The 24,879-nt window shown below is 59.6% G+C and carries 19 protein-coding genes; 6 read left to right on the forward strand and 13 right to left on the reverse strand.

All coding sequences use genetic code 11. The features are described from left to right. Nucleotides 1–305: 305 nt before the first annotated feature. Nucleotides 306–4,067, reverse strand: coding sequence for a methionine synthase (gene metH / locus R6U20_RS11145; RefSeq protein ID WP_410337933.1), 3,762 nt, complete (start codon nucleotides 4,065–4,067; stop codon nucleotides 306–308). A 252-nt stretch (nucleotides 4,068–4,319) separates the two neighbouring features. On the opposite strand from metH, the gene R6U20_RS11150 reads away from it, so the two are divergent. From R6U20_RS11150 to R6U20_RS11160, 3 genes are all read left to right on the forward strand, one after another. Beyond that, on the forward strand, nucleotides 4,320–5,672 hold the full coding sequence (locus R6U20_RS11150) for an NAD(P)-dependent oxidoreductase (protein WP_410337934.1): 1,353 nt from the start codon (nucleotides 4,320–4,322) through the stop codon (nucleotides 5,670–5,672). Nucleotides 5,673–5,724: 52 nt separating this feature from the next. Beyond that, nucleotides 5,725–6,195 carry a cupin domain-containing protein gene (locus tag R6U20_RS11155; RefSeq protein WP_410337935.1) on the forward strand — a complete coding sequence of 157 codons (471 nt, stop codon included), beginning with the start codon at nucleotides 5,725–5,727 and terminating at the stop codon, nucleotides 6,193–6,195. 428 nt (nucleotides 6,196–6,623) lie between these two features. Next, complete coding sequence (locus tag R6U20_RS11160) at nucleotides 6,624–7,112, forward strand: hypothetical protein (RefSeq protein ID WP_410337936.1); 489 nt, start codon at nucleotides 6,624–6,626, stop codon at nucleotides 7,110–7,112. A gap of 187 nt (nucleotides 7,113–7,299) precedes the next feature. On the opposite strand, the gene R6U20_RS11165 is transcribed toward R6U20_RS11160, so the two are convergent. From R6U20_RS11165 to R6U20_RS11185, 5 genes are all read right to left on the reverse strand, one after another. Then, nucleotides 7,300–8,007, reverse strand: coding sequence for an energy transducer TonB (locus tag R6U20_RS11165; protein WP_410337937.1), 708 nt, complete (start codon nucleotides 8,005–8,007; stop codon nucleotides 7,300–7,302). Between the two features lie 139 nt (nucleotides 8,008–8,146). After that, a complete protein-coding gene (locus tag R6U20_RS11170) occupies nucleotides 8,147–8,959 on the reverse strand; it encodes a L,D-transpeptidase family protein (protein WP_410337938.1) in 813 nt (270 codons plus the stop codon). Between the two features lie 37 nt (nucleotides 8,960–8,996). Further along, nucleotides 8,997–9,791 carry an HAD family hydrolase gene (locus tag R6U20_RS11175; protein ID WP_410337939.1) on the reverse strand — a complete coding sequence of 265 codons (795 nt, stop codon included), beginning with the start codon at nucleotides 9,789–9,791 and terminating at the stop codon, nucleotides 8,997–8,999. A 50-nt stretch (nucleotides 9,792–9,841) separates the two neighbouring features. Beyond that, complete coding sequence (locus tag R6U20_RS11180) at nucleotides 9,842–10,684, reverse strand: enoyl-ACP reductase (protein WP_410337940.1); 843 nt, start codon at nucleotides 10,682–10,684, stop codon at nucleotides 9,842–9,844. 72 nt (nucleotides 10,685–10,756) lie between these two features. Continuing rightward, on the reverse strand, nucleotides 10,757–11,605 hold the full coding sequence (locus R6U20_RS11185; protein ID WP_410337941.1) for an inositol monophosphatase family protein: 849 nt from the start codon (nucleotides 11,603–11,605) through the stop codon (nucleotides 10,757–10,759). Nucleotides 11,606–11,842: 237 nt separating this feature from the next. Here R6U20_RS11185 and R6U20_RS11190 point away from each other — a divergent pair, with 237 nt between their 5' ends. Further along, a complete protein-coding gene (locus tag R6U20_RS11190) occupies nucleotides 11,843–12,649 on the forward strand; it encodes a hypothetical protein (protein ID WP_410337942.1) in 807 nt (268 codons plus the stop codon). A gap of 179 nt (nucleotides 12,650–12,828) precedes the next feature. On the opposite strand, the gene R6U20_RS11195 is transcribed toward R6U20_RS11190, so the two are convergent. Together R6U20_RS11195 and R6U20_RS11200 are read right to left on the reverse strand one after the other, a co-directional pair. After that, nucleotides 12,829–14,178, reverse strand: coding sequence for a dihydrolipoyl dehydrogenase family protein (locus tag R6U20_RS11195; protein ID WP_410337943.1), 1,350 nt, complete (start codon nucleotides 14,176–14,178; stop codon nucleotides 12,829–12,831). 81 nt (nucleotides 14,179–14,259) lie between these two features. After that, nucleotides 14,260–15,489 carry an MFS transporter gene (locus R6U20_RS11200; protein WP_410337944.1) on the reverse strand — a complete coding sequence of 410 codons (1,230 nt, stop codon included), beginning with the start codon at nucleotides 15,487–15,489 and terminating at the stop codon, nucleotides 14,260–14,262. A 134-nt stretch (nucleotides 15,490–15,623) separates the two neighbouring features. On the opposite strand from R6U20_RS11200, the gene R6U20_RS11205 reads away from it, so the two are divergent. After that, a complete protein-coding gene (locus R6U20_RS11205) occupies nucleotides 15,624–16,739 on the forward strand; it encodes a glycosyltransferase family protein (protein ID WP_410337945.1) in 1,116 nt (371 codons plus the stop codon). 14 nt (nucleotides 16,740–16,753) lie between these two features. Here the strand turns inward: R6U20_RS11205 and phoU are convergent, their stop codons facing one another. From phoU to R6U20_RS11230, 5 genes are all read right to left on the reverse strand, one after another. Continuing rightward, nucleotides 16,754–17,446, reverse strand: coding sequence for a phosphate signaling complex protein PhoU (gene phoU, locus R6U20_RS11210; RefSeq protein WP_410337946.1), 693 nt, complete (start codon nucleotides 17,444–17,446; stop codon nucleotides 16,754–16,756). Nucleotides 17,447–17,657: 211 nt separating this feature from the next. After that, nucleotides 17,658–18,842, reverse strand: a complete 1,185-nt coding sequence (locus R6U20_RS11215; RefSeq protein WP_410337947.1) for a glycosyltransferase family 4 protein — start codon at nucleotides 18,840–18,842, stop codon at nucleotides 17,658–17,660. A 65-nt stretch (nucleotides 18,843–18,907) separates the two neighbouring features. Next, complete coding sequence (locus tag R6U20_RS11220) at nucleotides 18,908–20,128, reverse strand: glycosyltransferase family 4 protein (protein ID WP_410337948.1); 1,221 nt, start codon at nucleotides 20,126–20,128, stop codon at nucleotides 18,908–18,910. 381 nt (nucleotides 20,129–20,509) lie between these two features. Beyond that, nucleotides 20,510–22,945, reverse strand: a complete 2,436-nt coding sequence (locus R6U20_RS11225; RefSeq protein WP_410337949.1) for a GumC family protein — start codon at nucleotides 22,943–22,945, stop codon at nucleotides 20,510–20,512. Between the two features lie 131 nt (nucleotides 22,946–23,076). Then, a complete protein-coding gene (locus R6U20_RS11230; protein WP_410337950.1) occupies nucleotides 23,077–23,559 on the reverse strand; it encodes a hypothetical protein in 483 nt (160 codons plus the stop codon). A gap of 283 nt (nucleotides 23,560–23,842) precedes the next feature. Between R6U20_RS11230 and R6U20_RS11235 the strand changes: the two genes are divergently transcribed. Beyond that, nucleotides 23,843–24,879, forward strand: a 1,037-nt coding sequence (locus R6U20_RS11235) for an anhydro-N-acetylmuramic acid kinase (RefSeq protein WP_410337951.1), incomplete at its 3' end; no start/stop codon positions are given.

The raw sequence follows: 24,879 nt of genomic DNA on the forward strand, positions 1-24,879 counted from the left end.
CGTACCCTTCACGCGTCAGGGTGGATGTAGGCACAGCGATTTATCATAGTAGCGTCGTTATAACGTATTGCTTTGACAAACTTTAGGTCGTTTGAAAGCACAGAATCTCTCCCCCTAAATCCCCCTCCTCTGAGGGGGACTTCATGAGAGCGTCCTACGGTTCCTTCCTCCTCGGGGAGGAAGGGTAGGATGGAGGGGAAAGCATCCATCGAAGCCTTGTCATTCAGGTGTGACATAGTAGTAGCTACTCCTTATAATCAGGCGTAGCGTTACGCAGCTTCTTGCTGTTCACACGCTCCCTGAATTCACACCGCCACCGCTTCGGGCTCATCCTGGTACTCCGCCGGGTCGTAGGCCAGGCGGTCGGCGAGCCACTGTTCGACCTCGGCCACGGCCATGTTTTTGCGGGCGGCGTAGTCTTCGATCTGGTCGCGCTGGAACGTGCCTGCGTTGTAGTAGCTCGTTTCGGGATGCGCAAGGTAGATCCCGCATACCGAGGCCCCCGGATGCATGGCCAGGTTCTCGGTGAGGGAAATGTCGGTGTGCTTCTCCACGCCCATCAGATCCCAGATGAGCGGCTTCTCGGTGTGGTCGGGACACGCCGGGTAGCCGGGGGCCGGACGAATCCCGCGGTACTGCTCGCGCACAAGGTCTTTGTTGGACAGGTCTTCGTCGGGCGCATAGCCCCAGTAGTCTGTGCGCACCTGCTCGTGCAGGTACTCCGCAAATGCCTCCGCCAGCCGGTCAGCCAATGCCTGCGCCATGATGACGTTATAGTCATCCTGTGCATCTTTAAAGTCTTCGATGATGCGCTCCAGGCCGAGCCCGGAAGTCACCGCGAATGCCCCAATGTAGTCGTTGATGCCGCTGTCCTTCGGAGCTACGTAGTCGGAGAGCGCACGGTTGGGCAGGTCGCCGCGCTTTTCGGTTTGCTGGCGCAGCGCGTGCAGCACAGTGGCCACTTCGGTGCGGGTGTCATCGGTGTAGACTTCGATGTCGTCGCCCACGCGGTTAGCTGGATACAGCCCGATGATGCCGTTGCACGTCAGGCTCCGGCGCTGCGATAGGCGGTCGAGCATCGCATTCGCATCCTCATAAAGCTGGCGGGCCTCCGCGCCCTTCTCTTCGTCCTCGAAGATGCGCGGATACTTGCCGCTGAGGTCCCATGCAATGAAGAACGGCGTCCAGTCGATGTACTCGCGGAGCGTATCCACAGGCACTTTCGGGAAGACCGTGGTGCCGAGCTTGTTCGGTTTCGTGATGGGCACCTCGCTCCAGTCGGAGGTGAAGCGGTTGGCGCGGGCCTCCTCGATAGAGAGGAACGTCTTGCGGCGTCCGCCGGAGCGGTGGCGCTCGCGGAGTTTGTCGTAGCGCTCCTCAACTTCGCGCAGGAACGTGTCGCGCAGGTCTTCGGCCACGAGGTTGCCCGTCACGTTCACGCTGCGCGAGGCATCCAGCACGTGCACAACCGGCCCGCTGTAATGCTCGGCAATCTTGACCGCGGTATGGATTTCGGAGGTGGTGGCTCCGCCAATCAGGAGCGGAATGTCGAATCCCTCCCGTTCCATCTCTTCGGCCACATGCACCATCTCATCGAGCGAGGGCGTGATGAGTCCGCTCAGCCCAATAATGTCCACATCGTGCTCGCGGGCTTGCTGCAGGATCTCCTGGGCCGGCACCATCACGCCCAGATCCACCACGTCGTAGCCGTTGCACTGTAGCACCACGCCCACAATATTTTTGCCGATGTCGTGCACATCGCCCTTTACGGTGGCCAGGAGCACCTTCGGGTTGTCGGTGTCTTCGCGCGGGGCTTCCCCGGCGGCTTCACGACGAGCGTCTTCCGCCGCCTGTTCTTCCTCGATATATGGACGCAGGTGCGCCACGGCCTTCTTCATGACGCGCGCGCTCTTTACCACCTGCGGCAAGAACATCTTGCCATCGCCAAACAGATCGCCGACCACGTCCATGCCGTCCATGAGCGGGCCCTCAATCACATCGAGCGATTCGTTGTACTTCTGGCGTGCTTCCTCTGCATCCGCTACGATATGATCAAGAATGCCCTTCACAAGGGCGTGCTCAATGCGCTGCTCGACCGGCTCCTCACGCCACTCAGCGGTTTTTTCCTCTTGTTCGGTGTCGTCTTCTTGCGCAGCAATCTCTTCCGCCAGATCCACCAGGCGCTCGGTGGCATCGTCGCGGCGGTTGAAGAGCACGTCTTCGATGTGCTCGCGCAGGGTATCGTCGATCTGGTCGTACACCTCGATCTGCCCCGCGTTGACGATCGCCATGTCCATCCCGCGCTTGATGGCGTGGTACAGAAAGATGGTGTGCATGGCCTCGCGGACGCGGTTGTTGCCGCGAAACGAGAAGCTGATGTTGGAGAGTCCGCCACTGACCTTTGCGTGGGGCAGATTCTCTTTGATCCACTCCGTCGCCTCCAGAAAGTCGATACCATAGGTAGCGTGCTCCTCGATGCCCGTGGCAATCGCGAAGATGTTGGGATCGAAAATGATGTCTTGCGGGGGGAAGCCCACCTCATCGACCAGCAGCCGGTAGGCGCGCTCGCAGATCTCGATCTTGCGCTCGTAGGTGTCGGCCTGGCCGTCTTCGTCGAAGGCCATCACAATAACCGCAGCGCCGTAGCGGCGGCAGAGGTGCGCGTGCTCCAGGAACTCGGCCTCGCCCTCCTTCATCGAGATGGAGTTCACGACCGGCTTGCCCTGCACGCAGCGCAGCCCGGTTTCGAGGACCTCCCACTTCGAGGAGTCAATCACGATGGGCACGCGCGAGATGTCGGGTTCGGCGGCCACCAGTTGCAGGAAGCGTTTCATGGCGGCCGGGCCGTCGATCATGCCCTCGTCCATGTTCACGTCGACCATCTGCGCGCCGTTTTCGACCTGCTGGCGCGCCACGTTGAGCGCGGTTTCGTAGTCGTCGTCTTTGATGAGACGCTTGAAGCGACGCGAGCCCATCACGTTGGTGCGCTCGCCGATGTTCACAAAGTTGAGATCGTCGCGAAAGACCAGCGGTTCGAGTCCGCTCAGACGCAGCGTAGTCGAGGGCTCGGGCCGCGTGCGCGGTTCGTGCTGGGCGGCCACCTCCACAAACTGCGCGATGTGGTCGGGCGTAGTGCCGCAGCATCCGCCCACGATGTTCAGCCAGCCCTCGCTCAGGTAGCTATCGAGCTGCTCGGCCATGAAGTCGGGCGTTTCGTCGTATCCGCCAAACTCGTTGGGCAGGCCCGCATTCGGATAGAGGCTCGTGAACGTTTCAGCCGCATTGGCCAGCTCCTCGATAAACGGACGCATCTGCTTGGAGCCGAGGGCACAGTTCAGTCCCACGCTCAAAAGCTGCGGCTGGTGCATGACCGACGTGTAGAAGGCTTCGGGCGTTTGGCCCGAGAGCGTGCGCCCGCTCATATCGGTAATCGTGCCCGAAATCATGACCGGCCACTGCGCATCCCGCTCGTCAAACAGACGCTGGATGGCGTAGAGCGCCGCTTTGCAGTTCAGTGTGTCGAAGACCGTTTCCACGAGCAAGATGTCCGCGCCGCCGTCCACGAGTCCGCAGGCCTGCTCGTAATACGCTGTCTGCAGTTCTTCAAAGGTCGCTGCGCGGTAGCCGGGGTCGTTGACATCGGGAGAGACAGAGAGCGTCTTGTTCGTTGGCCCCATCGCTCCTGCAACGAAGCGTGGCTTCTCGGAAGTGGAGGCCTCATCGGCAGCCTCACGGGCCAGGCGGGCGCTGGCTACGTTCAACTCGTAAGCCAGGTGCTCCAACGCGTAGTCCTCCTGCGCTACGGCCGTCGCGCTAAAGGTATTCGTTTCAATAATGTCGCTGCCCGCTGCCAGGTACTCCCAGTGGATGTCTTTGATGATGTCGGGACGCGTAAGCGACAGCAGGTCGTTGTTGCCCTTAAGGTCGGCATCGACGTCGGCGACCTGTTCGTTGCGAAAATCTTTTTCAGAGAGGTCGTGGCGCTGAATCATGGTGCCCATCGCACCGTCCATCACCAAGATGCGCTGGGTGAGCAGATCGCGGAGGATGTCGAACGTCGTTGCCATAAGAAAGCCAAAGCGTACATGAACAGAGGATGCATCGACGTAGCCTACCTGTGCGCCACCGCGTATGTTGCGGGGATTCGCGCCGGAACCGCTTCCATGAAATACTTCACAACATCGGAAAATATATTTGGGGGGATGCGGACCTTTCTGCCCCATGCTACGCATTGAAGCGGTTGTATGAGACAGACCCATAGTTTGCCGTTGGTCTACATACGTTTCGGTCTTCTTTGATTGACAGCTTGTTGCCTGCCCATGCAAGAATCGCCCACGTTGGTTCGCCCCCGCTTCCTAAACGACCGCTTCCAGAACGCAATCATCCTGGAGCACCCCGACCCATCGCTCGACGATTACCTACGCGAGCAGGGCATCACGCCTGAGCGCGTGCCCCACGAAGAAACGTCGGATGTTGACGCGGTCATCGAACGGCTTAAAAAGGGGCAACACGACTTGCTCTACAAGCGCAGCAAGTTTCCGGTGACCGAGGAGGTGCTCGCGGCTTCCCCCAACCTGGCTGCCATTATGCTCTGCTGCATCGGCGACGATACGGTGGATAAGAAGGCGTGCGCCGAGGCCGGGGTGCTGGTCATGAACGACCCTGTAAGCAACGGGCGCTCGGTCGTGGAGATGGTCTTCGGCGAGATGATTGGCATTGCACGCCGCATCTTCACAGCTAACGAAGCGGGCCGCCAGCATCTGTGGACGAAGTCGAGCACACGCCGCTACGAGCTGCTCGGCAAGACGCTCTCGATTATTGGGCTGGGCAACATCGGCAAGCAGGTAGCGAAGCTCGCCGACCGGTTCGGCATGGACATCTGCTTCTACGACGCCTCGGAGGTGGCCCGCGAGGTCGGCGAAACGCTGGGATGGACCGCCTGCAACAGCATCGATGAGGCCTTCGCCGCCGCCGACTTTGTGACGCTGCACGTCTCGGCTGAAGACCCGAGGGGGCGTTCGAATCAGGGACTCATCACGTACGACCACTTCAAGAAACTGGCATCCGAGCGCGGCGAGAACAGTCCGCGCGGATTCATCAACGCGGCCCGCGGCTTCCTGTACGATCCCAACGACCTGAAGCGTGCGGTGTCGGAAGGCCACGTGCGGGCGGCGGCTATCGACGTGTTTCCCGAGGAGCCCGGCAGCAGCAATGAAAAGTGGCAGAACCCGTACGCCGATATAGGCGAGGTGGTGACCACGCCGCACATCGGGGCTGCTACCCAGGAGGCTCAGCCGCGCATTGCCTCGCGCATCGCTACGACCACACGCATGTTCAACGAGCACGCCACGGTGCGCGACACGGTGTTTGCACCGAAGGAAACCATTGGCGCCCGCGTCGAAACCCCGTACTGGGCGCTTTCGGTGGTGCACAGCGACGTGCGCGGCACCAAGAAGGCCATTGATGACTCGGTGTACGAAGCCGGCGCCAGCAACCTGAACTCGAATCACTGCGACTTCCCTGAATACGGCATTGCCTACGACGTGAACGCGCTCAACGAACCGCTGTCGGATGCGCAGCTCGACGACCTGGTGCAGCGCGCCGTTGACCTCTCGGGCGATCCGCACGCGATTCGGTCCATCCGCCAGTTCAAGGTGAACGGGTCGCACTGATGCGGCGTAACTGCCAGCCTCTTCACGGCCTCCCCCTTCCAACAGCCCGCTTATGCCCCGCTCCCGCGAACCGCTCACCGACAACGAAAAACAACAGATCGATGCGCTGGTGCAGGACTACCTCACGCCCAAGGTACACCCGCTGGGCCAGTCCCCACGCCCCGTGTCGCGCTACGACAAGCGCAAAGCCATGTACGATGGTACCGGCGTGGTCTACCTGCTTCAGCTCTTCCGCCCCGACGAGCTCGTCAACAACCGCATCGCTGCGTACATGGTGTTGCCTACCGATGCTGACAGCGTAGGCTTTCACAGTCATGGCGACCGCAACGAAGAAGAGTTGTACGTGGTGATGCAAGGAACCGGCGTCTACCTCGAAAAAGACGATCCAGATAGTGAGCCCCGTCCTATCGACATTGGACCAGGCAGTGTGACCAGCGTGAAAGGCGAGGCGCTACATGCTGTGCGCAACACCGGAGACGAGCCGCTCATCGTGTTTGTGATCACCACAAATGCGCCAAGCTAATCGGGACTCTCCTTCCCCTAAATCCGGTTGCCGCATGGCGGTGAGAACGTACGCAGCTGTAACTCACCCCGTCATCTCGTCGCAGCGCACAACAGCATGACCTACGGCCCCTCCGCCGTGCGACGCAGGCTGTTCAGGGGCACAACAGGCATGACCCTTCGGGCCCCTCTGCCCCGTTCTCCACGCCGAAAGCAGATAGTTTTCGTTCCCCTTTTCCTATTCGATCCCTCCACACACCAACGAAGTATGCGGAATTGGCATCAGACATAAACTGCATGCGCTATCTGGATGCGTTACCTGCATACGCTGTCTAACGGGCAAACTGATGCTCGTCGTCCGGTTCGTCGTCCGGTTCAATGCCGGTTTTGCGCATGTACTTTCCCCTACTGTCTCCCCCACATGTCACTTTCCCATGCAAATGATGCCTCATGGATCGTTCATCCGAGGATTACTGGCCCCGCGTCCATGCCCATATCGATGTGCTTCTCGATCGCCCTATTGAAGAGCATGAATCGTACCTCGACAACCACTGCCCCAACCGCGCCATGCGCCGCGACGTAAAGTCATGGCTCGCGTACATTTATACACCAACCGATGTGCTCGACGAGTCGGTAGCCACCTACGCCCGTGCGCTGCTTGACGACGGCCCTCCGCCTGCGCGCCCCCCACTGTGGAGCTCCTCGGCGCAGACGTCCGAACAGAGCGAGCAAGAACCACAAGACACGGAGTCTGAATTGAAAGCAACCGAGCCCGACTCCACCTCTGGTTTGCCTCCGTCTCCAAATACAGGGTCGGGCGAACAGCCGACGCAGCGCTCTCGCGAAGCGGACCAATTGACTCCTATGTCTTGGTTGTTGTGGATTGGTGCAGCTGGCGTTGGGATTGCCCTTGTTCTTTGGTGGGGGGTCACTTCATGACAGGCATGTGCTCCTTGCTACCACCTGCCTGCTGCTCTAAACTACTACTGCCCCGGCGGCACGAAGCCACCGGGGCAGGCATTGCCTGGAGAGAAGCCCATCTACGCTATGTCGCAATTCAGCGCCATGCATCAGGATGTGACCGAAACGCGCCCGGACGTCAGGCACGTCTGGGGGCACTCGCTTATTACACCTGGAACGGTACGTCGAAGTGAATCCATCCTTCGATGTCTTCCCACTCTTCGTCTTCGCTATAGCGAACGCGGGCAGGAGAAGCACGCATGAGCGCAGCCGAGCGCATGGCAATGGCGTCAAGTTCGGGGTGTACAGACTCGACCACGCGGATTGCAACCGGATCGCCGCTGCTATTCACACGGACCTGAAGCTCGACATTGCCTTCAATGCCTTCCTCATAGAGGTCGCGCGGGTAGCTAATGTCTTCCTGTTCCTGGACCTCCGGACGCCGGTAGTAGTCATCAAGCAAGTTCCGGGCTTCTTGCACGGCTTCTTGCACCTGCTCTTCGACCTCTCCACTGCGCGAGTCGGTTCCCAGTTCTGGTGCGGCGTACTCATCAAACAGACTATCGATGATCGCTGGATTACTCTTGTAGAAGTCATCCAGACCACGCTTCACGCCTTTAAGGAAGACCTCTCCACTGACTTCGTCGCCTTCAATGGCCAGTTCTTCATCCTCTTCGTCCAGAATCCCCATGGCCTGCATGTCTCCTTGGTCAGGGAAGACGTCAGCCGTGTCCGTGTCAGAGTGCCACCAGCGGTCGCCATCGGTTTCCCAGCCGTCCGGTGGAGCCGTTGGGTCGCTCTCGCCGCATCCAACAGCCAGCACGAGCACGGCCAGTAATGTGGTGAACACAACAGAAAAACGAGATTGATGCATAAGCTTTGTATGCGTGTAATGAGTATAATGCTGCATGGCACAGGCGCCCGGCAGCAGCGAAAATACAACAGGGGTTTGGCGCATGAATTGCACGCCATACAGTGCAGTTCCGCTCACTGCAACGAAACGGCCAATTTCGCTATTGAATAAGCACAGGGGTTCCAACTGAGGCGTACTCCCAAACCGCATCTAAGTCGGTGTTGTGAAGCGCAACGCAGCCGCGCGTCCATGTGGTGGCTGCCCCCGTACCGTCGCCGTGGATCTCAATCCAGCCCCCCAAATCGGTAGACATAGGCGGCATGCGGCGCTCATCGTGTGCTTCGATGATCGCCTCATATTCCTCGTCAGAAATGATGCCTTCTTTCAGCCCCCGCTCGGCATCGTCTGGCCCCGGATAGTCGAGCACCAGTGCTTTATAGTACTGGCTTTCGGCATTTAACCGCACGACATGGAACATCCCCTCCGGCGTACGCCAGTGATCCTGCTCCTGGAGCGTACCACGACGCTCTTTATCCAGAAACACATTCGGACCAAAATCAGCGTTGTACGTGGCCAGATGCTCAGGACCTGCATACACGTGCAGGCGGCGCGCGTCTTTGTCGATGTGAATCCACACGTTAGAGAGATCGTCAGCGGCCACGTATCCCGACTCGCCTTCTTCAAGACGGACCTCGCACCACTCGCCTTCGCACCCCAGGTGATGCACCGGCGTGCGCACTGGCATGCGCTGTAGCGGTGCTTGCTCGCTTGGTCCCCGATACAGCATGGTCGATCCCCCCGACACGTAGTGCAGGTTGGCATCAGCAACCTCGCTGGACGTGTTACGGGCAGGCATATCGGCGTCAAGGTCAGACTCGGTCTGTGTTTGGGCTGCAACCGAGAGAACTGCCATGCTGCTACACAGCACAGCCAACATCAGCACCTGAATAAAGCAGGAAAGGCGTTGCATCATACTAAAAACCGGTTCGATTTCGGGCGTGCAGGTGGGGTTACAGGGGGGATGCGGACGGCAGGGTCGCTTCGTTGTAGGCGATGCACTGTTCGTAGGCCGCGAGGGTACCCGCAGCAACAGGTGCCTCGGTCACGACGTCTACACGCGGTTTGACGGATTCGTGAGCATTGGCTGGAGCAAAAGACTGCCCCACCGCCTCCAGCGCCACAATATCGCCATCGGTGTCGCCGATGTACGCCATGGCTTCTAATGGCACATTCAGATGCGCACCCAGCCATTCGAGTCCGGCGCGCTTCGTAATTTGAGGCGAGAGCACGTCGATCGACACGTCGGTGGTGAATACCTTCAAGTCGGGAAGGTGGTTCTCAACGAAGGCCAGTGCCTTGGGCCGCGCAGCCTGGATCTCGGCGGGGTCGGGGGTTACAATGCCGGCCTGGGCGCGCTTGGCGTGGTCGAGCGAGATTTTGGTGCCGGGCACCGCTTCCTCGCGAAACCAGGCGCGCATCTCATCCAGTTGCTCCTCCAGTTCATCGGTGAGCGCCGGATGCCAGGTGGTCTGTGCCGCTACCGGATCAAACCGCCCCGCGCCGCTCTCGAACAGCACCGGCGTAACGAGCCCAAGCGCCTGCGTCATGGCTTCTACGTACGAGTAGGGCCGCCCCGAGCAAAGCGTAACGACCGGACGCGCCGTGGGGGCGGTGCCGTCGTCGTGCAGCGTTCCGGCCGCATCGGCATGGGCGGCCAGCGCCTGCAGCCCGTCGAGGTCGTACGGCCGGTACGGACGCGCCAGGCAGCCGTCAATATCCGAGACAAACAATTCAATCGAAGACATCGCGTTCACATCCGGAAAACAAATTGAGCACGTAGCACGCACCCCGTAGGCTACGCATCGTCATCGTCGTTCTGGAAGGCGTCCTGCATCGCCTCCACCAACTGATCGGAGATCCCCATGGCGCTGAAGCCGCCGTCGTGGTAGAGCGTCTGCATGGTCACCATCCGCGTCAGGTCGCTCAAAAGCGTGACGGTGTAGTCGGCGCAGCTTTCGGCCGAGGCGTTGCCCATCGGCGCCACGCGCTCGGCGAACTCGTACATGGCGTTGAAGCCTTCAATGCCCGAACCCGCCGTGGTCTTGGTGGGGCTTTGCGAGATCGCGTTGATGCGAATGTCGCGCTGGCCCAGCCGGTATCCAAACGAGCGCACAATGCTTTCCAGGAGCGCCTTCGCATCCCCCATTTCGGAGTACTTCGAGAAGATGCGCTGGGCCCCAATGTAGCTCATGGCCACAACCGACCCGCCGTCGTTGAGGGCGCCGGTGTCGAGCGCATGATGCACAATGCGATGCAGGCTCACCGATGAAATATCGAGCGTTTTCTGGTACCAGTTGTAGTTCAGGTCTTCGTACGGTACATCCTTGCGCACGTTAACGCCCATGCCAATGGAGTGCACAATAAAGTCGATGCCGCCGTACTCGTCTTGCACCTCATTGAAGAGCGAAGCCAGGTCGTCATCGTCGGTAGCGTCGGCCCAGATGACGGGGCTGTCGGTGGCATCGGCCAGTTCATCCATACTGCCCAGGCGGCGCGCCACCGGCGCGTTCGAGAGCGCAAACTGCGCCCCCTCGCGATGGGCGGCTTCGGCCACCTTCCAGGCAATACTTTCGTCGTTTAAGGCACCAAAGATGATGCCGGTCTTTCCATCGAGCAATCCATATCCAGCGTCAGACATACGAACAAGCAACTGTTAGAAAAAAAGGTACAGGGGGATACAAAAGGCCCCGCGTTGCGGCGAGGCATATCGTCAAGCGTGAATGTGTTGCAGCGGAGCAAGCGCGTCTTGCATCGTTGCGTGAAGGCGGTCGTTCGTTGCAACAACCTGCGCATCAAACAAGGGATGCAGCCCACCCGCGCCGCCAATCGTGGTTACGCGTCCGCCCGCTTCGCGCACAATGAGCGCCCCCGCGGCTACGTCCCACGGCTTGAGGCTCATTTCGTAGTACGCCCCATATGCGCCATCGGCCACACGCACCAGGTCGATCGAGGCTGCACCGTGACGGCGTATGCCGCGGACCCTGGGCAAGAGCGTGCCCATGACATCCAGGTACACCTCGGTGTGGGCAGTGCGCCGATACGGAAAGCCGGTGGCAATAACCGCTTCGGGCAGCGTGGCGGCGTCGTTTACGGTGAGCGGGGTGCCATTGCAGGTGGCGCCACTGCCTTTCACCGCCGCGTACAACTTGTCGTGCGGCACGTCGAACACCACCGCCGCCACGATCGCATCATCGTGCTGCAACGCAATGCTGACCGCATAGGGCGGAATACCGTGCATGAAGTTGGTCGTGCCGTCAATCGGATCGATGATCCATCGGCGTCCGCTAAAATCGGCGATGCTGCCCTCAGAATCATCCTGCTCTTCAGCCAGAATCGTGTCATCCGGAAACGAGCGGCGCAGCACCTGCACCACCGCATCTTGCGCGGCTTTGTCGGCTTCGGTTACGAAGTCGTTGGTACCCTTCGTCTCCACCGTATGCGCTTTGCCCGCACGGTCGCGGATGACCGCCGCTCCGGCACGGGCCGCGGCCTCCGCCACGTAGCGAGCATGCCAGGCCTCTGATGAAGACGTCGCCGAATTCGCCGATGAGTGACTCATGCGCAACAACCATAGCAAGAAACAGAAGCAGAACGCGCGTCCGAAACTTTTCGGCGCGGCCCCGTGTGGGGTAGGCGGTGCATAGCAACATAAGCATCGGCTCGGACCGATGCATTATTCTGTTGTGAAACCAGCCGGTTTTAATTTGAATCGGATGCGTGGCGTGTTCGATGCCTGGCTGTTTGTACCGATTTCCGATCCTACTCTGCCCTCCTGCTGCTTATGATACCGTCGTTTGTGCCGTGTTCTCGCGTTGTGCTCCTGTTTGTTGCCAGCGCGCTCCTTGCGGCATTGGTGACAACGTCCGGCTGCACCTCGACCGACGGGCCGCCGCCCCGCTACACACCGCCCACCGATACCACCGCGTGGACAACCACCGGCGACCCCGTCGTGAGCCGACTCGACAGCCTTGACTTTGCCCTCATGGACTCGGCGTTTGCGGCGCTCCCGCGCGTACCCCTCGTCCGCACCACCCGCACCGACGCCTTCACACCGTCCGACTCGCTGCGTGGGCAGTTGCGCCAGACGTGGCAGCACCGCCCGGGCGCTGAGCCGGAACTGCTGGATGAGACGCAGACTGGCACGCTTCCCGACCGCGATCTGTGGGGCCTGGTGCCCCGTGCCGATGCCGAGGCGCTGCCCGGCAATGTGGTGCGTGATGCGTATCCCGACGAACCGCCTTTCCTGGAGGCGCGCAACCAGCCAGCGTATCGCTACGGGATGCGCCGCGACACGCTTGCGCCGGGCATTCCGGTTGACCGCATTGAGGTGGTGGCCCGCGATACGGGAGACGGACGCCGCATGGCCATCCCCTATGCCCGCGTGGACGTGCTGCCTGGCACGCGCTCTGCGGTGAGTACCTATGTGGTGCGTGCCGACCGGGCATTGCTCTACGACGAAGACAGCCTGTTCTACATTTCCTTACAACCGGGACGCGATGGACAGTGGCTCCCCCACATCATGCGGTTTCGCGCCCGCCTGAATGTGCCGCTGCGCCCCGTTGAGTCAGTCCAAACCGTAACGACGTTCGCACCCGGCGAGTGAGCACTTATACCAACTCCGCATGCTCCGTTGAGGATGGAGGTATGGAAGCGTAAACGGACGGATGAAAAAACCTCCCCCCTTTCATCCGTTCATCCATTCATCCTTACACGAGACCGACTGACGAAGTCAATCCGGGGCGGCTGAGAAGCAGTACCGTAATGCTGCAACCAGGTTTGGTATTACACCATGTACTGCAGATCGGAGCCGTGCGTGGGATACGCGAAGGTGGTGTCTTTAATGTCGGCGGGCGTCATTTCGTGGCGGATGGCGAGCGTGAACAGGTTGATCAGCTCAGGCGCTTGCTCACCCACGAGGTGCGCCCCCACGATGGCATCGGTTTCCGCATCCACCAGGACCTTAGCGTATGCGGTATCGGCCTGGATGCGGCGGTAGCTGTACCATCCGCTCAGGTCGTTCTCGATGATGCGCACATCGCGCCCTTCGGCTTCTTCGACGGTAAGCCCCACCGTGGCCAGCGGCGGCAGCGTGAAGGCGGCACTGGGCTGGAGTCCGTAGGTGGCGGCATGCGGCGTATCGCCCAGCAGATTGTCGGCTACAATGTGGGATTCTTGTCCTGAGAGCGGCGTGAGGGGCAGCCCGGGGGTGTCGGCAACATCGCCTGCGGCGTAGACGCGCGGGTTTGTCGGACTTTGCAGGTACTCGTTCACGGTAATGCCGCCGCGTCCGGCGTCAACGTTGCCGGTCTTCAGATCAAGCGCTTCGATATTGGGCACGCGCCCCGCGCCATGAATGGCGAGGTCGGCGGTGTAGGTGTGCTCGGCACCATCGGGCCTCCGCGTGGTTACGGCGAGGTTGCCCTCATCGGTCTCGTTGATGCGCACTGCATCCGTATTCAGGTGGATGTGCATGCCCAGCTCGCGCGAGGCCTCGGCCAGGCGGTCGGTACAGTCCGCGTCGAAGGGCGGAAGCAGGTGGTTTTCCCGCTGAATGATACGCACGCTGGCCCCGGCACGGCGGGCAATGTGGGCGAACTCCATAGAGATGTAGCCTCCGCCCACGAATATAATCTCGTCGGGCAGCGCATCGATTTCCAGAAACTCGTCGCTGGTAGTGAGCAGGTCGGCCCCCTCAAACGAAAGCGGAAACGGGTGCATGCCGGTAGCCAGTACGATGTGTTCGCCTTCGAGCGTATCGTTGCCGACGTGCAGCGTGTGTTCGTTGACGAAACGCGCGGTACCGTGGTAGGCATCGATTCCGGCCTTGTCGAGTGCCCGTTCGCGCGCCTCAGACACCGGCTCGGTAAACGAGCGTTTAAACGCCATCAGGTCGTTCCAGTCAATGGCAGGCGGTGCCGTAAGGCCGTGGCCGTGCAAGCGCGTGGCCTGATCAACGGCATGTGCTGCGCCAACGAGCACTTTCTTAGGATCGCAGCCGCGCTGGGCGCAGGTGCCTCCAAACGGGCGATTGTCAATTTGAGCGACGGACCAACCGGCGTCGTTGCACCGACGTGCAGCCACCGAGCCGCCCCCACCGCTGCCTACTACAAGAAGATCGTACGAGGTTGCCATAGTCACGAAGGGAAGCCTGACAAAGAAACATTACGCGATGTACGTGTGCGCGGTTGGTGCTCCGTTACACCGCTGCGTATGTCACGAAGATGCGGCTCCCCCCGAGGCTGCAGGGCGCACTGCTCGAAGATCAGGCTCAGGCAATCCCCATTGCACGATCGCAGCCATCAGAAGCACCGATACGGCTCCCATTGTCGTGTTGCTCACATAGCCATATGGGCCGTATGTTAGGCCTGCAATAAAGCTGCCCACTCCGAATCCCACCTGACCGAACCCCACTGCCAGTCCCATGAGGAGGCCGCGCCGTGCATCTGCTACAAGCGCCGTCATGAGCGCCTGGAGCGGACTGATGCGAATGCCCACGGCCACCATGGCAAGGAAGAACAGGAAGGCAGCCATCCCAAAGCCATCGATGAGATACGGTGCCACGATGATGGTAGCACTCAATCCGAGGCATGACGCAATGACGAGCGGCTTGCGCCCAATGGTATCAGAGACGTGTCCGGCTACGGGAGCAGCGATGATGTTGGCCAGGCCGCCGACAGCGAAGAGCAAAGCTATTTGGAATCCGGAGATGCCCACTTCGACCTCCAGCCACGTAGGCAAAAACGAGGCAAAGAGTCCGATGCCCAAAAACATGAGAAAGTATGTGGCTACGGCAGCCACGATTTCAGAGCGGCGCACCAGCCGAACGTACTTCATGACCATGCGACGCACGGTGAGGCGTTTCGGATCAAGATGTGCATTTACAGCGGGCAACACGTACCAAATGAGCACCGCCGCCAGCCCCATGGTAATAGCAAACATCAAAAACGGCCACCGGTAGCCATACGCTGTAGCCAGCACCTTTCCGATGGGCACCCCGGCAATTTGCCCGAATGCAGTACCACTCATCACCCATCCGTTAGCCCACCCCCGCCGATCATACGGAAAGTAATCACCGATGTACGCCACTGAGCCGCCGCTTAGAATCCCGCCCCCGATGCCCGCCAGCGTACGCATAATCAAGAGCAGCGTAAAGCTGGCGGCTACGGTGTGTAATGTAAGCGCCACCGACATGAGCGTAGCGCCAATGATAAGAATGCGCCGTCGCCCAATGCGGTCTGAGATGGGGCCGGTAATTACCGCCGACACGCCAAGCGCAAAGGCGTACGACCCCAGCAGTACCCCCTGCCACAGTTCGTTGATGCCCAGCGTCTGGCTGATTTCGGGCAGAATAGGGATAACAATAACGACCTGACTGCTGGCTGAAAACATCATCAGCCAGAGCGCAAACAGGATAAGGTAGGGGCTTCCGTTGGGATGCGACACAGCACAAGATACTCCGAGTGAAGATCGGAGCCTGAACGAGCCGGTTGTATGTGGGTTTCGGAATCGGACATAGGCGAACGCCCCTCCCGTCCCTGCATACACAGGCGCGGACTTGTTCACCTGGCTTACAAGCTATGCGTTGTTTTTTCACGATACAAGGCGAAGGACGTGGCCACCTGACCCAGGCCCTCGCGCTGCAAGACATCCTGCAGACAGCCGGTCATGATGTTGTAGGTGCTGCCGTGGGACGCCCCGAACAGGGCACGTGGCCCGATTTTTTTGTGGATGCAATAGCGGGTCCGCTCACGCCCTTAAGGAGCGTCTCTATTGCTACCGACCCTGTTACACATGCTGTGCGTCCAGCCGTGACGGCGTGGCGAGCTATGCGACGGGCCTTTTTTGATTCCAGGCCGCTCAACACCCTTCAGGCCGCCCTCGACCGGGCCAACCCTGATGTGATCATCAACTTTTTTGAGCCCATGATGGCAATGTTGGCGCACAAGCGGGGCGTATCGATACCCACGGTAGCCATCGCGCATCAGTACATGTTTTTGCATCCCGGCTATCGCTTCCCCCCGGGCCACTGGAAGTGGCGGACTCTTACGCGATGGGCTACGTACAGCACCTGCTGGGGCGCCGACACCTGCATCGCCCTGTCGCTCTATCCTGCGCCCTCTACCTCGTCCGGTTGGCAACTTGCCCAAAAGCGGATCACGGTGATGCCTCCCCTTCTGCGTTCTCGGGTGCGGAAGCAGGCGCTCTCGCGGACGCGGAAGCCGTACCTGCAAGTCTATCTGCTCAACGAAAGCTATGCCAACCAACTGGTACGTTGGCACCGGGCGCACCCTCACGTACCGCTACGCTGCTTCTGGGGGCGCCAGGGCGTGCACACCCCCGAACAGGTCGATGACACGCTCACCATCTATCCGCTAAGCGCATCTCGGTTCATCCGCTCGATGACGCAGGCGCGCGGCCTGGCTTGTACCGCCGGATTTGAATCGATTGCTGAAGCGTTGTACATGGGCACCCCTGTGCAGGCGGTGCCGGTGCCCGGCCATTACGAACAGCTGTGCAATGCATACGACACGGTGCGAGCCGGAGCAGGCATCCGCAGCAGCCAGTTCACTCCGAATGCGCTGCTTGACTTCCTTCCCCACTATGCGCCCGACACGGCAGCGTACCGCGCCCGCGTACAGCAGATGCCGAACGCCATCGTGCAGCACATCGAGCGGGTAGCCTCCGGTAGATAACACATGGCAACGTACTACGAGGCCCCGTCTCCTGAGGCGTCCTGCTCCTGCATCGACGCATGCCGCAGATCCTCCCCCTCGATCAGAAAGACCACGCACTTTGCAATGCTTTTGGCATGATCGCCAATGCGTTCAATGGCTTTGCTGGCCGTAATCAGATGCGCAGCCGGCTCGGCATGCTCGGGGTGTTCTTTGCAGAACGCCACCAATCGGTTGAAATTCTGACGATGCAGTTCGTTTACGCGATCGTCGAAGGTAGGCACCTCTTGGGCCAAAGTGTGGTCACGCTCTAAGAAGGAGCGCTGCGCCTCCGACAGGATGTTTCCGCAGGCCTTGGCCAGTTCGGGCAGTGTTGTATGCTCCATGACCAGCGGCGCGTCCCGCACATGCTTCACGTTGCGTGCCAGGTTACGGCAGTGATCGCCCATGCGCTCCAGGTCGGTGTTGATCTTAACGACCACAATCAGAAAGCGCAGATCAACAGCCACAGGCTGATACAGCGCCAGAATGCGTTCACACTGCTCGTCGATGTCAAGCTCCAGGCGATCCACCTCATTATCCCGCTCAATGACCGCTTCGGCCAGTTCCATGTTGCCTGTGAGCAGTGCTTCGACAGCATCGCCAAACTGCTCCTTGACAATGTCAGACATAGAGAGCAGGAGCTGGCGCAGTTCCGCAAGTTCGCGGGTCAGGTTGCGACGCGACATGAGGATGCGGAGGGCTTGACGGGGATAGCAGATGGATCCGAAGACCAACCGGCACGAACTACATAGTCCGGTTGCTTTGTTATCGATGTGTTATGCCCCTGCCCCAAAACGGTTCACCATAAGAAGAGCCACTGCGCAAAGGCTCCGCAAAAGATAGGAAAAAGATAGGATAGCCAAGTGGGAGCACGCGATGCGCAAACGATAGCACGCGTTACGAGGCCGGTTGGGCTGGTTGAGATTCATCCGCTGGATGCAACTCCACTTCGTGCCCCGGAAGCGTATCGCCTGATGTGGGCATGTCTGGATGTACAACCGACTGCAACACGTCGATGTACTGCTGCGCAACGGCCTTCCACCCAAACGAAGCTTCAGTATGACGCACAGCACGCTTTGAAGCAGCTCGGAGCCGGTCTGAGGCATGGTTATACTGCAAAATGGCCTCGCGGAAAGCCGCCGGATCTTGGCTGGACACAAGGTGCCCGTTTTCCCCTTCGGTAATGACATCTTGAATTCCCTCAAGGCGTGCAGCAATCGAGGGGCAGCCGCACTGCCCCGCTTCGAGCATCACCACTCCAAACCCTTCCATATCCCCGTCTACAGGAATATTTGGCATAATAAAGAGATCAGAACCGCGATACAGGCGAGCCAGATCGAGATTGGGAATACGTCCAAGTTGGCGCACGCGGTCGTTCAGGTTATTCCGGTCTATAGCCCGCTGAATAGATTCAGATTCGGGGCCGTCGCCTGCAATCCAGTAATATACGTTTTCAGGGAGCGTGGGCATGACGTGCTCCACAAACCAGGCAAATCCTTTACGCTTCACCTGCCGCCCCACGCTACACAGGAGCAGGGCATCGTCGGGGAGCGGGGCTGCCTCGGAGCCGAGGGTCCGCTTTAGCGTCGCTCGCATTTCAGGCTTTTGCTGCGGCGGCGCGTAGCGGTCTAAGTCAATGCCGTTCGGTACAACGTGTACCTGGTCTGCCGGCATGCCGCGGGCCATGCAGGCCTCCCCCGTGGCACGGCTGACGGGCAGCACTGCGTCGAGCGCATCGAACACGCGCGGTACGAACCACTGGTACGGGCGCACTTTAAGCGTTACGTCGAGGCCATGAGCAATCGTCGTTGCCTTTACGTTGTGGCGGTCGAAAAAGCCGCGCAATGGCACTGCCAGCGAGGCGGTAACCATCGACGAAAAGAGCACCACGTCGGCTTCTTCGCGAAGCACTGCTTGCCGAATGCGCCATGCTGCCTTGCCCAGAAAAAACGGCACCTTGTAGGCCGTCCAGCGCCACGTGCTGCGCAGCAAAATCGACTCGACATGCGGCGGCGTAGGATGCTCCTTGAGCGCTTCGTGGAGCTTGAGGGATACGCGCTGCATGCCCCCAACATTAGCCATGGGACGCTTTTTGGGCGGCAGCGAATGGGAAACGTACAGTAGATGCACGATAGAGCAGGCTCTGATTAAGCAGGATGCGAAGCAGGCGCCGCCGAAGCAATATCGGCAGCGCGAGGGCGGTTAAGTACGTCATCGTAATAGCCATCCATGCGCTGAAGCAAGGCGGCCCAGGTGTACGATTGTGCACGTTCGTGCGCCGCGCGGCCCATCGTGGTCCGCATATCGGCATCGGTAAGCAGCGGGACCAGCGCCTCCGCGAAAGCCCGCACATTCCCCGGCGGACACAAAGCGCCGGTGCTCCCTTCATCGACCAAGTCGCGACTGCCTACGGCATCGGCACACACCGTGGGTAAGCCCGAAGCCATAGCTTCCAGCGTCACGTTGCCAAAGGTTTCTGTATCGCTTGGGAAGACAAAAGCATCGCTGCTGGCATAGGCGGTTGCCAACTCCTTGCCGCTCAGAAAGCCCGTGAAGTGAGCCGTTGGTAAAGCATCTTCCAAATCGGCCCGGGCCGGTCCATCTCCTACAATGAGCAGCCGTGCGTCCACATCGCGTTCTTGCAAGACCTGCCAGAGTTGGGGAAGCAGAGCAAGCCCCTTCTCCCACACCAAACGGCTCACGAAGCATAGCACCACGTCATCATCAGCAATGCCACGCTCGCGCCGCCACGCCATGCTGCGGTGGTTGGGATGGAAGCGCTGCGTATCAATGCCACGCTCCCACCGGCGCAAACCTTCTGTAATCCCATGCGCCCGCAAGATATCTGCCATCGCCGAAGAGGGAACGTAGATATGCTCGCATTGCGCGTAAAACGTACGCAGGTACTGCCACAGCAACGGCTCGATTGCCATTAAGTGATAGTACTTGAGATACGAACTGAAGTGGGTGTGGTAGGAAGCAACAACCGGACGCCCCCAACGACGTGCTGTTTGCAAGGCATGAAAGCCCAGCATATCGGGCGTCGCAATGTGGAAAATGGTCGGATCGAAGTCACGCAACACTGCCTTGGCTTCGCGCGACAGACCCAACGACAGACGGTACTCGGGGCGGCCCGGGGCAGGTAGCGAGGGCACCGGGCAGAGCGTTCCTGCATGGTTGAGGGCTGGCTCCTCAACAGTAGGCGCAAATACGCGAACAGCGGTGTCGTCTTGCGCATCCAGATGTGCCACGAGCCGGTTTAGCGTAAGCGACACGCCATCGGCAATGTGGTTGTACGCCCCGGCAAACAAAGCAACTCGCTTAGGGGCGGCAGCCTCATCCGGACGTACGGCAAGCGATGTAGGCATACACGACAACGCGTACAAAGAAACAGGGACTCGAGACACACATCTTCTCAATGCCAGTTGCATCTGGCGGAGTGTGTACAATGCTAAGCGGCACAGGGGGGCGGAGCATGCGCGTTCTGTGGCAGTCGTATGACGCCAGCAGTGTGGGGGGCCATGCGCCAGGATGCTTTTCTTTACCCTGAAGGGATAGCCGCTGATGCGAACTCAAAAGTAACGCCCCCTTTTTTAGTTGTCTACTTCTTCACAAAAGAAAGACCACGCAGCGAATAAATCTGCGCGGTCGCTCTACGAAGCAGTTTGTGCTGGAATACGTATACGTCTCTGGGTAGCGGTGCAGTTAGAATTGGCCCCGCTGCCCGCATCTGGATTGCCCTGCATTGCTTACCTCCCAAACCACTGCTGGATGCGGCTCTTCGGCTGGTCATCATCGTCTCGGTAGTACGCGTCGAGCCGCTTCATGCTTTGTGCGTAGCCGTAGTTGTCGTAATTGTAGGCATATCGGCTGGCACTGTCGCCTGCTTTGTAATTATTGAGGACACAGCCAATGAGCGGCGCCTCAACCTCTCGCAACTGATGCGCGGCATGCTCCAGCGCTCGCTGGTCTGTCGTACCCGCTGATGCTACCATAACCACACCTTTGCAGAACGGCGAAAGCGCCATTGCATCGCTAAAGAGGAGGACCGGTGCCGTGTCGATAATGAGATAATCGAACTCCGCCTCCAGATCGCCGATGAGGTCCTCCATGCGCCGCGATCCGAGAAGCTCGGCAGGGTTCGGCACCTTTTCGCCCCCCGGCATCAGGTACAGATGGTCAACTGCGGTGCTAAAGACCTCTGGGTCCGGCACGCCCTCATACAAGACATCAACCAGGGGCGGTGCTTCTGCACTATCAAACATCGTGTGCAGCCGCGGACGCCTCAGGTCGGCATCTACGAGCATCGTACGCTGCCCAGCACTTGCCAGCGCCAGTGCCAGATTGGCCGCTGTTGTAGTTTTGCCTTCGCCCTTGCTCGCACTGGTTACGGCTACAGTGCGCACCTCCTCATCAGGGCGTGCAAAGCGCAGGTTGGTACGCAGACGTCGATATGACTCGGCTACAGCCGACATGGGACTCACCAGCATAGGAAGCGTGGTAGGTACGGTGCGATCATCGATGGTAATCTGCCGTTCCCCGTCGAAGTCGCGTTCGATAATTGCTTCCATAGAGGGCACGACCCCTATCAGATGCTCACCGATCCCTCGAATGTCTTCAGGCTGGCGAATACGTGTATCGAGCATTTCGCGGATAATCACAAACCCGCCTCCCAAAACCAGCCCAAGCAGCGCCGCTAGAATCATGTTCTGCTGCGGCGTCGGTGCAAATGGAGCGCTGGGCACCCCCGCAAAACGAACAACCTCGGCATTCCCAATTTCAGATTCGAGGGTCATGCGGGTTTCCTGCATCTGCTGTCGCACAAAGCTGTATACCTGCTCTGCCGAGCGACGCTCACGCTGAAGCTGTGCCAGTTCAAGCGACTGTGCAGGAAGTTCCTGCAAACGCTCTCGGTTTTCGGCCAGCTGCTCATCAATATTAGACAGGCGTGCCTCCATTCCACTAATTTCGATGCGCTGACGCACCAGCTGCTCGCGCTGATCAGCCACATATCCTACGCCGCGCTCGCTATCTTCGCCCGGAGAAGCACCGCCCGCCGCAAGTGCCTGATCTACATAGCGCGTGGCAATCTCTTCGGCTCGTGCATCCAACCGATCGATCCGCGCCTGGGTACGCGCCAACTCCCGCTCCAGCGCATTGCCGTCTGAGTTGGGCGTAAGGTCTGGATTGCGTTCTTGTGCCTGCTCAATCTGCGACTTCAACTGCTCGCGCTCTTCTTGCACCCGGGCCAGCTCGCTGTCGATATCAGAGGCGATGCGTTCGGCCAGCTGCGGTTCAATGGATTCAACATTCTCTTCCTGCGCGTTAAACCGCGACCGGTTCATCTCCAGCTCAATGCGAAGCTGTGCGCGCTCCGACTCTAAGCTGGTAATGCGCGAGACCGTTGAACTGGTCTCCTCATCCAGGGCCACGGCCTCCTCACGCTGCATGAAATCGACCAGGTTCTGTTCGGCCTTCTCCATATCAGCCCGAAGGCTCTCGGACTGGCTCTCCAGAAAATCGTATGTAGCCTGCACGCTCTGCCGGCTCCGGTCGCGCGCAAAGTCGACATACTCTTCCGAGAACAGGTTGACGATGAGTGCCGCTTCCTCTGGGTCGGTGCTCGTGGCCGAGAGGCGAATTGCGTCGATCTCCTCACCGCCTTGACTGGCCTGGATTCGAGATGCTAATCGCGATGTGAGAGCCTGCACTGAGTGCCGCTCCCCAGTTTCAGGGTTATACATCATCGGAGGGCCCTCGCCCTCATCGTACATCTCATCCATACGCTCGGCTACCCGCTCGGCCAATTCGCGCGACTGGCGCAGCACAAAGAGTTGGTTCGATATCGATCGGTCTTCTGCAAGCCCGGGTACCGACCGCCCCCGTGTGCTCACAAGCGTTGAGGGCGAATCCGGCTTGATGAGGAGCAGACTAGAGGTTTGGTACTGCTGCGGCAGCGAGTACGTGTAAATAGCCGCCGCGCTCACAACAATCACGAACACGCCCAAAATAATCCACTTGTGGCCCCAGAGCAAGGCCAACAACTCACGAAGCTGAGAGGCGCCGTTCCCCTGTCCGTACGCTTCGTCGTACAACTGACCCTGAGCAGGCCACGGCGTAGCGGGCTCGTGGTGCCCGTTCTGTCCGGAATGTCCGTTCGATGGCGGCAGCGAGGGAGAGGGCATAGGGAATTATAGGGCTTCTGCATAAGCGGCCGCCATTAGGCAAACCGACCTTGCAAATATAGAAAGCAGAAGAGACCAACGCACACATACCCATGTTTGGATACCGTTGTCTCTTCGTTCACATGTCTGGCTTAGTTTCTATTGAATATGCGCAACCCGAGGAGTGTAAGGCTGGCCAAACTGCTCACAATGCCGAGTATGTCACGAAACCGGAAGGGCGTACGCGCCTGTTCCAGTTCTACAATTAGAATGTCATCGTCTTGCAGGGCCGGATAGCGCGTGTCTTCGACCAGGTCTTGCAACGGCTCCTCATACACGACGGTACGGTTGCCCGAATCGTCGGTGCGATACAGCGTGATGCGGATGTCATCAGGATCTTGTCCTTGCTGACGCGCATCAATGGGTGCGCCGCCAGCCATTGTCAACAGCTTGTCGAGCTGTGTGTCGTCTGGCACTTCATAAATACCGGTGTTGCCAATCGTCCCCCATACCGAAATCTGCACCGTCGCATCCCCCGGACGGGCATGGTAGTAGTATGCTACGCTGGTTTCGGTTTCTTCCAGCCGGTCTAAGCTTTGCGCCGTTGCTGATGGCGGTACGGATGCGCTTATCATCCATGCAGCACATAGCATGATGAAAATAAACCCAACAGGGCGTGCAGGCATGAGGTAAGCGTGATCAGCAGACAATGCACCAAGCAGGTATATACAGAGACGTTGCGGGCGGATTCGTTACAGAGCCGTCTAAGCAACGTTCCACACAAGCGGAACGGCACCCTTTTACGTCAATGGGACTACCCGCTTGAAACGAATCTCTTACCTCACTACGTACCCGTGTGCGGTTGTAGCTGGTGGTTTTCACCTGCTCTTATTTATCGATCCTTAGCTTGCCTGCTTCATGAATATCCTGCGTTCTGTATATCCTGATCCCAATTCCCACCGCCTCGTGGTTGGGCTCATGAGCGGTACGTCGTTCGATGGCGTAGATGCGGTGCTTACGCAGATACAGGGCACGCAGCGCACGCTTCAAGTAGATCTTATTGCCGCACATCATAGCCCCTACAGCGCCTCGTTACAGCGCACCCTTCACACGCTAAGCACCACCACTTCAGCATCGCTCGATGACCTGGCTGCGCTACATGGGCACTTGCCAACCTGCTACGCCAAATCTGTACGTAGGCTCCTCGATCAGACCGACCATTCCCTATCTGACATAGCTCTGATCGGCATGCATGGACAGACGCTTGCGCATATTCCTACTGCTCGCCCCGATGCCCTACCCGGACGCGGATCGCTGCAGTTGGGAGCTCCTGGGGCATTGGCCGCTGCGTTGGACTGCCCGGTGGTAGGCGACTTCCGCCCCGCTGATATGGCGCTGGATGGCCAGGGAGCGCCTATCATTCCGTACCTTGACTATCAGGTCTTGGGGGATGCGCAGGAAACGCGCCTCATGCTAAACTTGGGCGGCATCGCAAACGTCACCGTAGTACCGGCAGGAGCAACCCGCTCTGACGTGCGTGCCTTTGACACCGGCCCAGCCAATATGGTGCTTGATGCGCTCGCTAAGGCGCTCTTCGACGCCCCCTACGACGACCAGGGCCACCATGCCGAGTTGGGCACACCGCTACCCGGACTCGTTGCCGACCTTTTGGCTGATGACTTTTTTCAGCAGTCTCCGCCCCGCTCTACTGGCCGTCGGGAGTTCGGCGCCGACTATGCCCAGCGCTTATGGGCTGAGGTTCGCACCCGCAATGGAAGCCGCCATGACGCGCTGGCAACGGCGGTCTTGCTTACGGCATCGTCGGTGTATCATGCCTATGCGCAGTTCATTCGCCCCCATACGCCTGCCGACCGTGTGCTGGTAAGCGGCGGCGGTCTGCACAACGCCGCTCTCATGGATGCCCTCTGCAACGCGTTTGCCCCCATCCCTGTGGC

Origin of the sequence: Longimonas sp., from assembly GCF_046498435.1 — a bacterium.
GTDB lineage: Bacteria > Bacteroidota > Rhodothermia > Rhodothermales > Salinibacteraceae > Longimonas.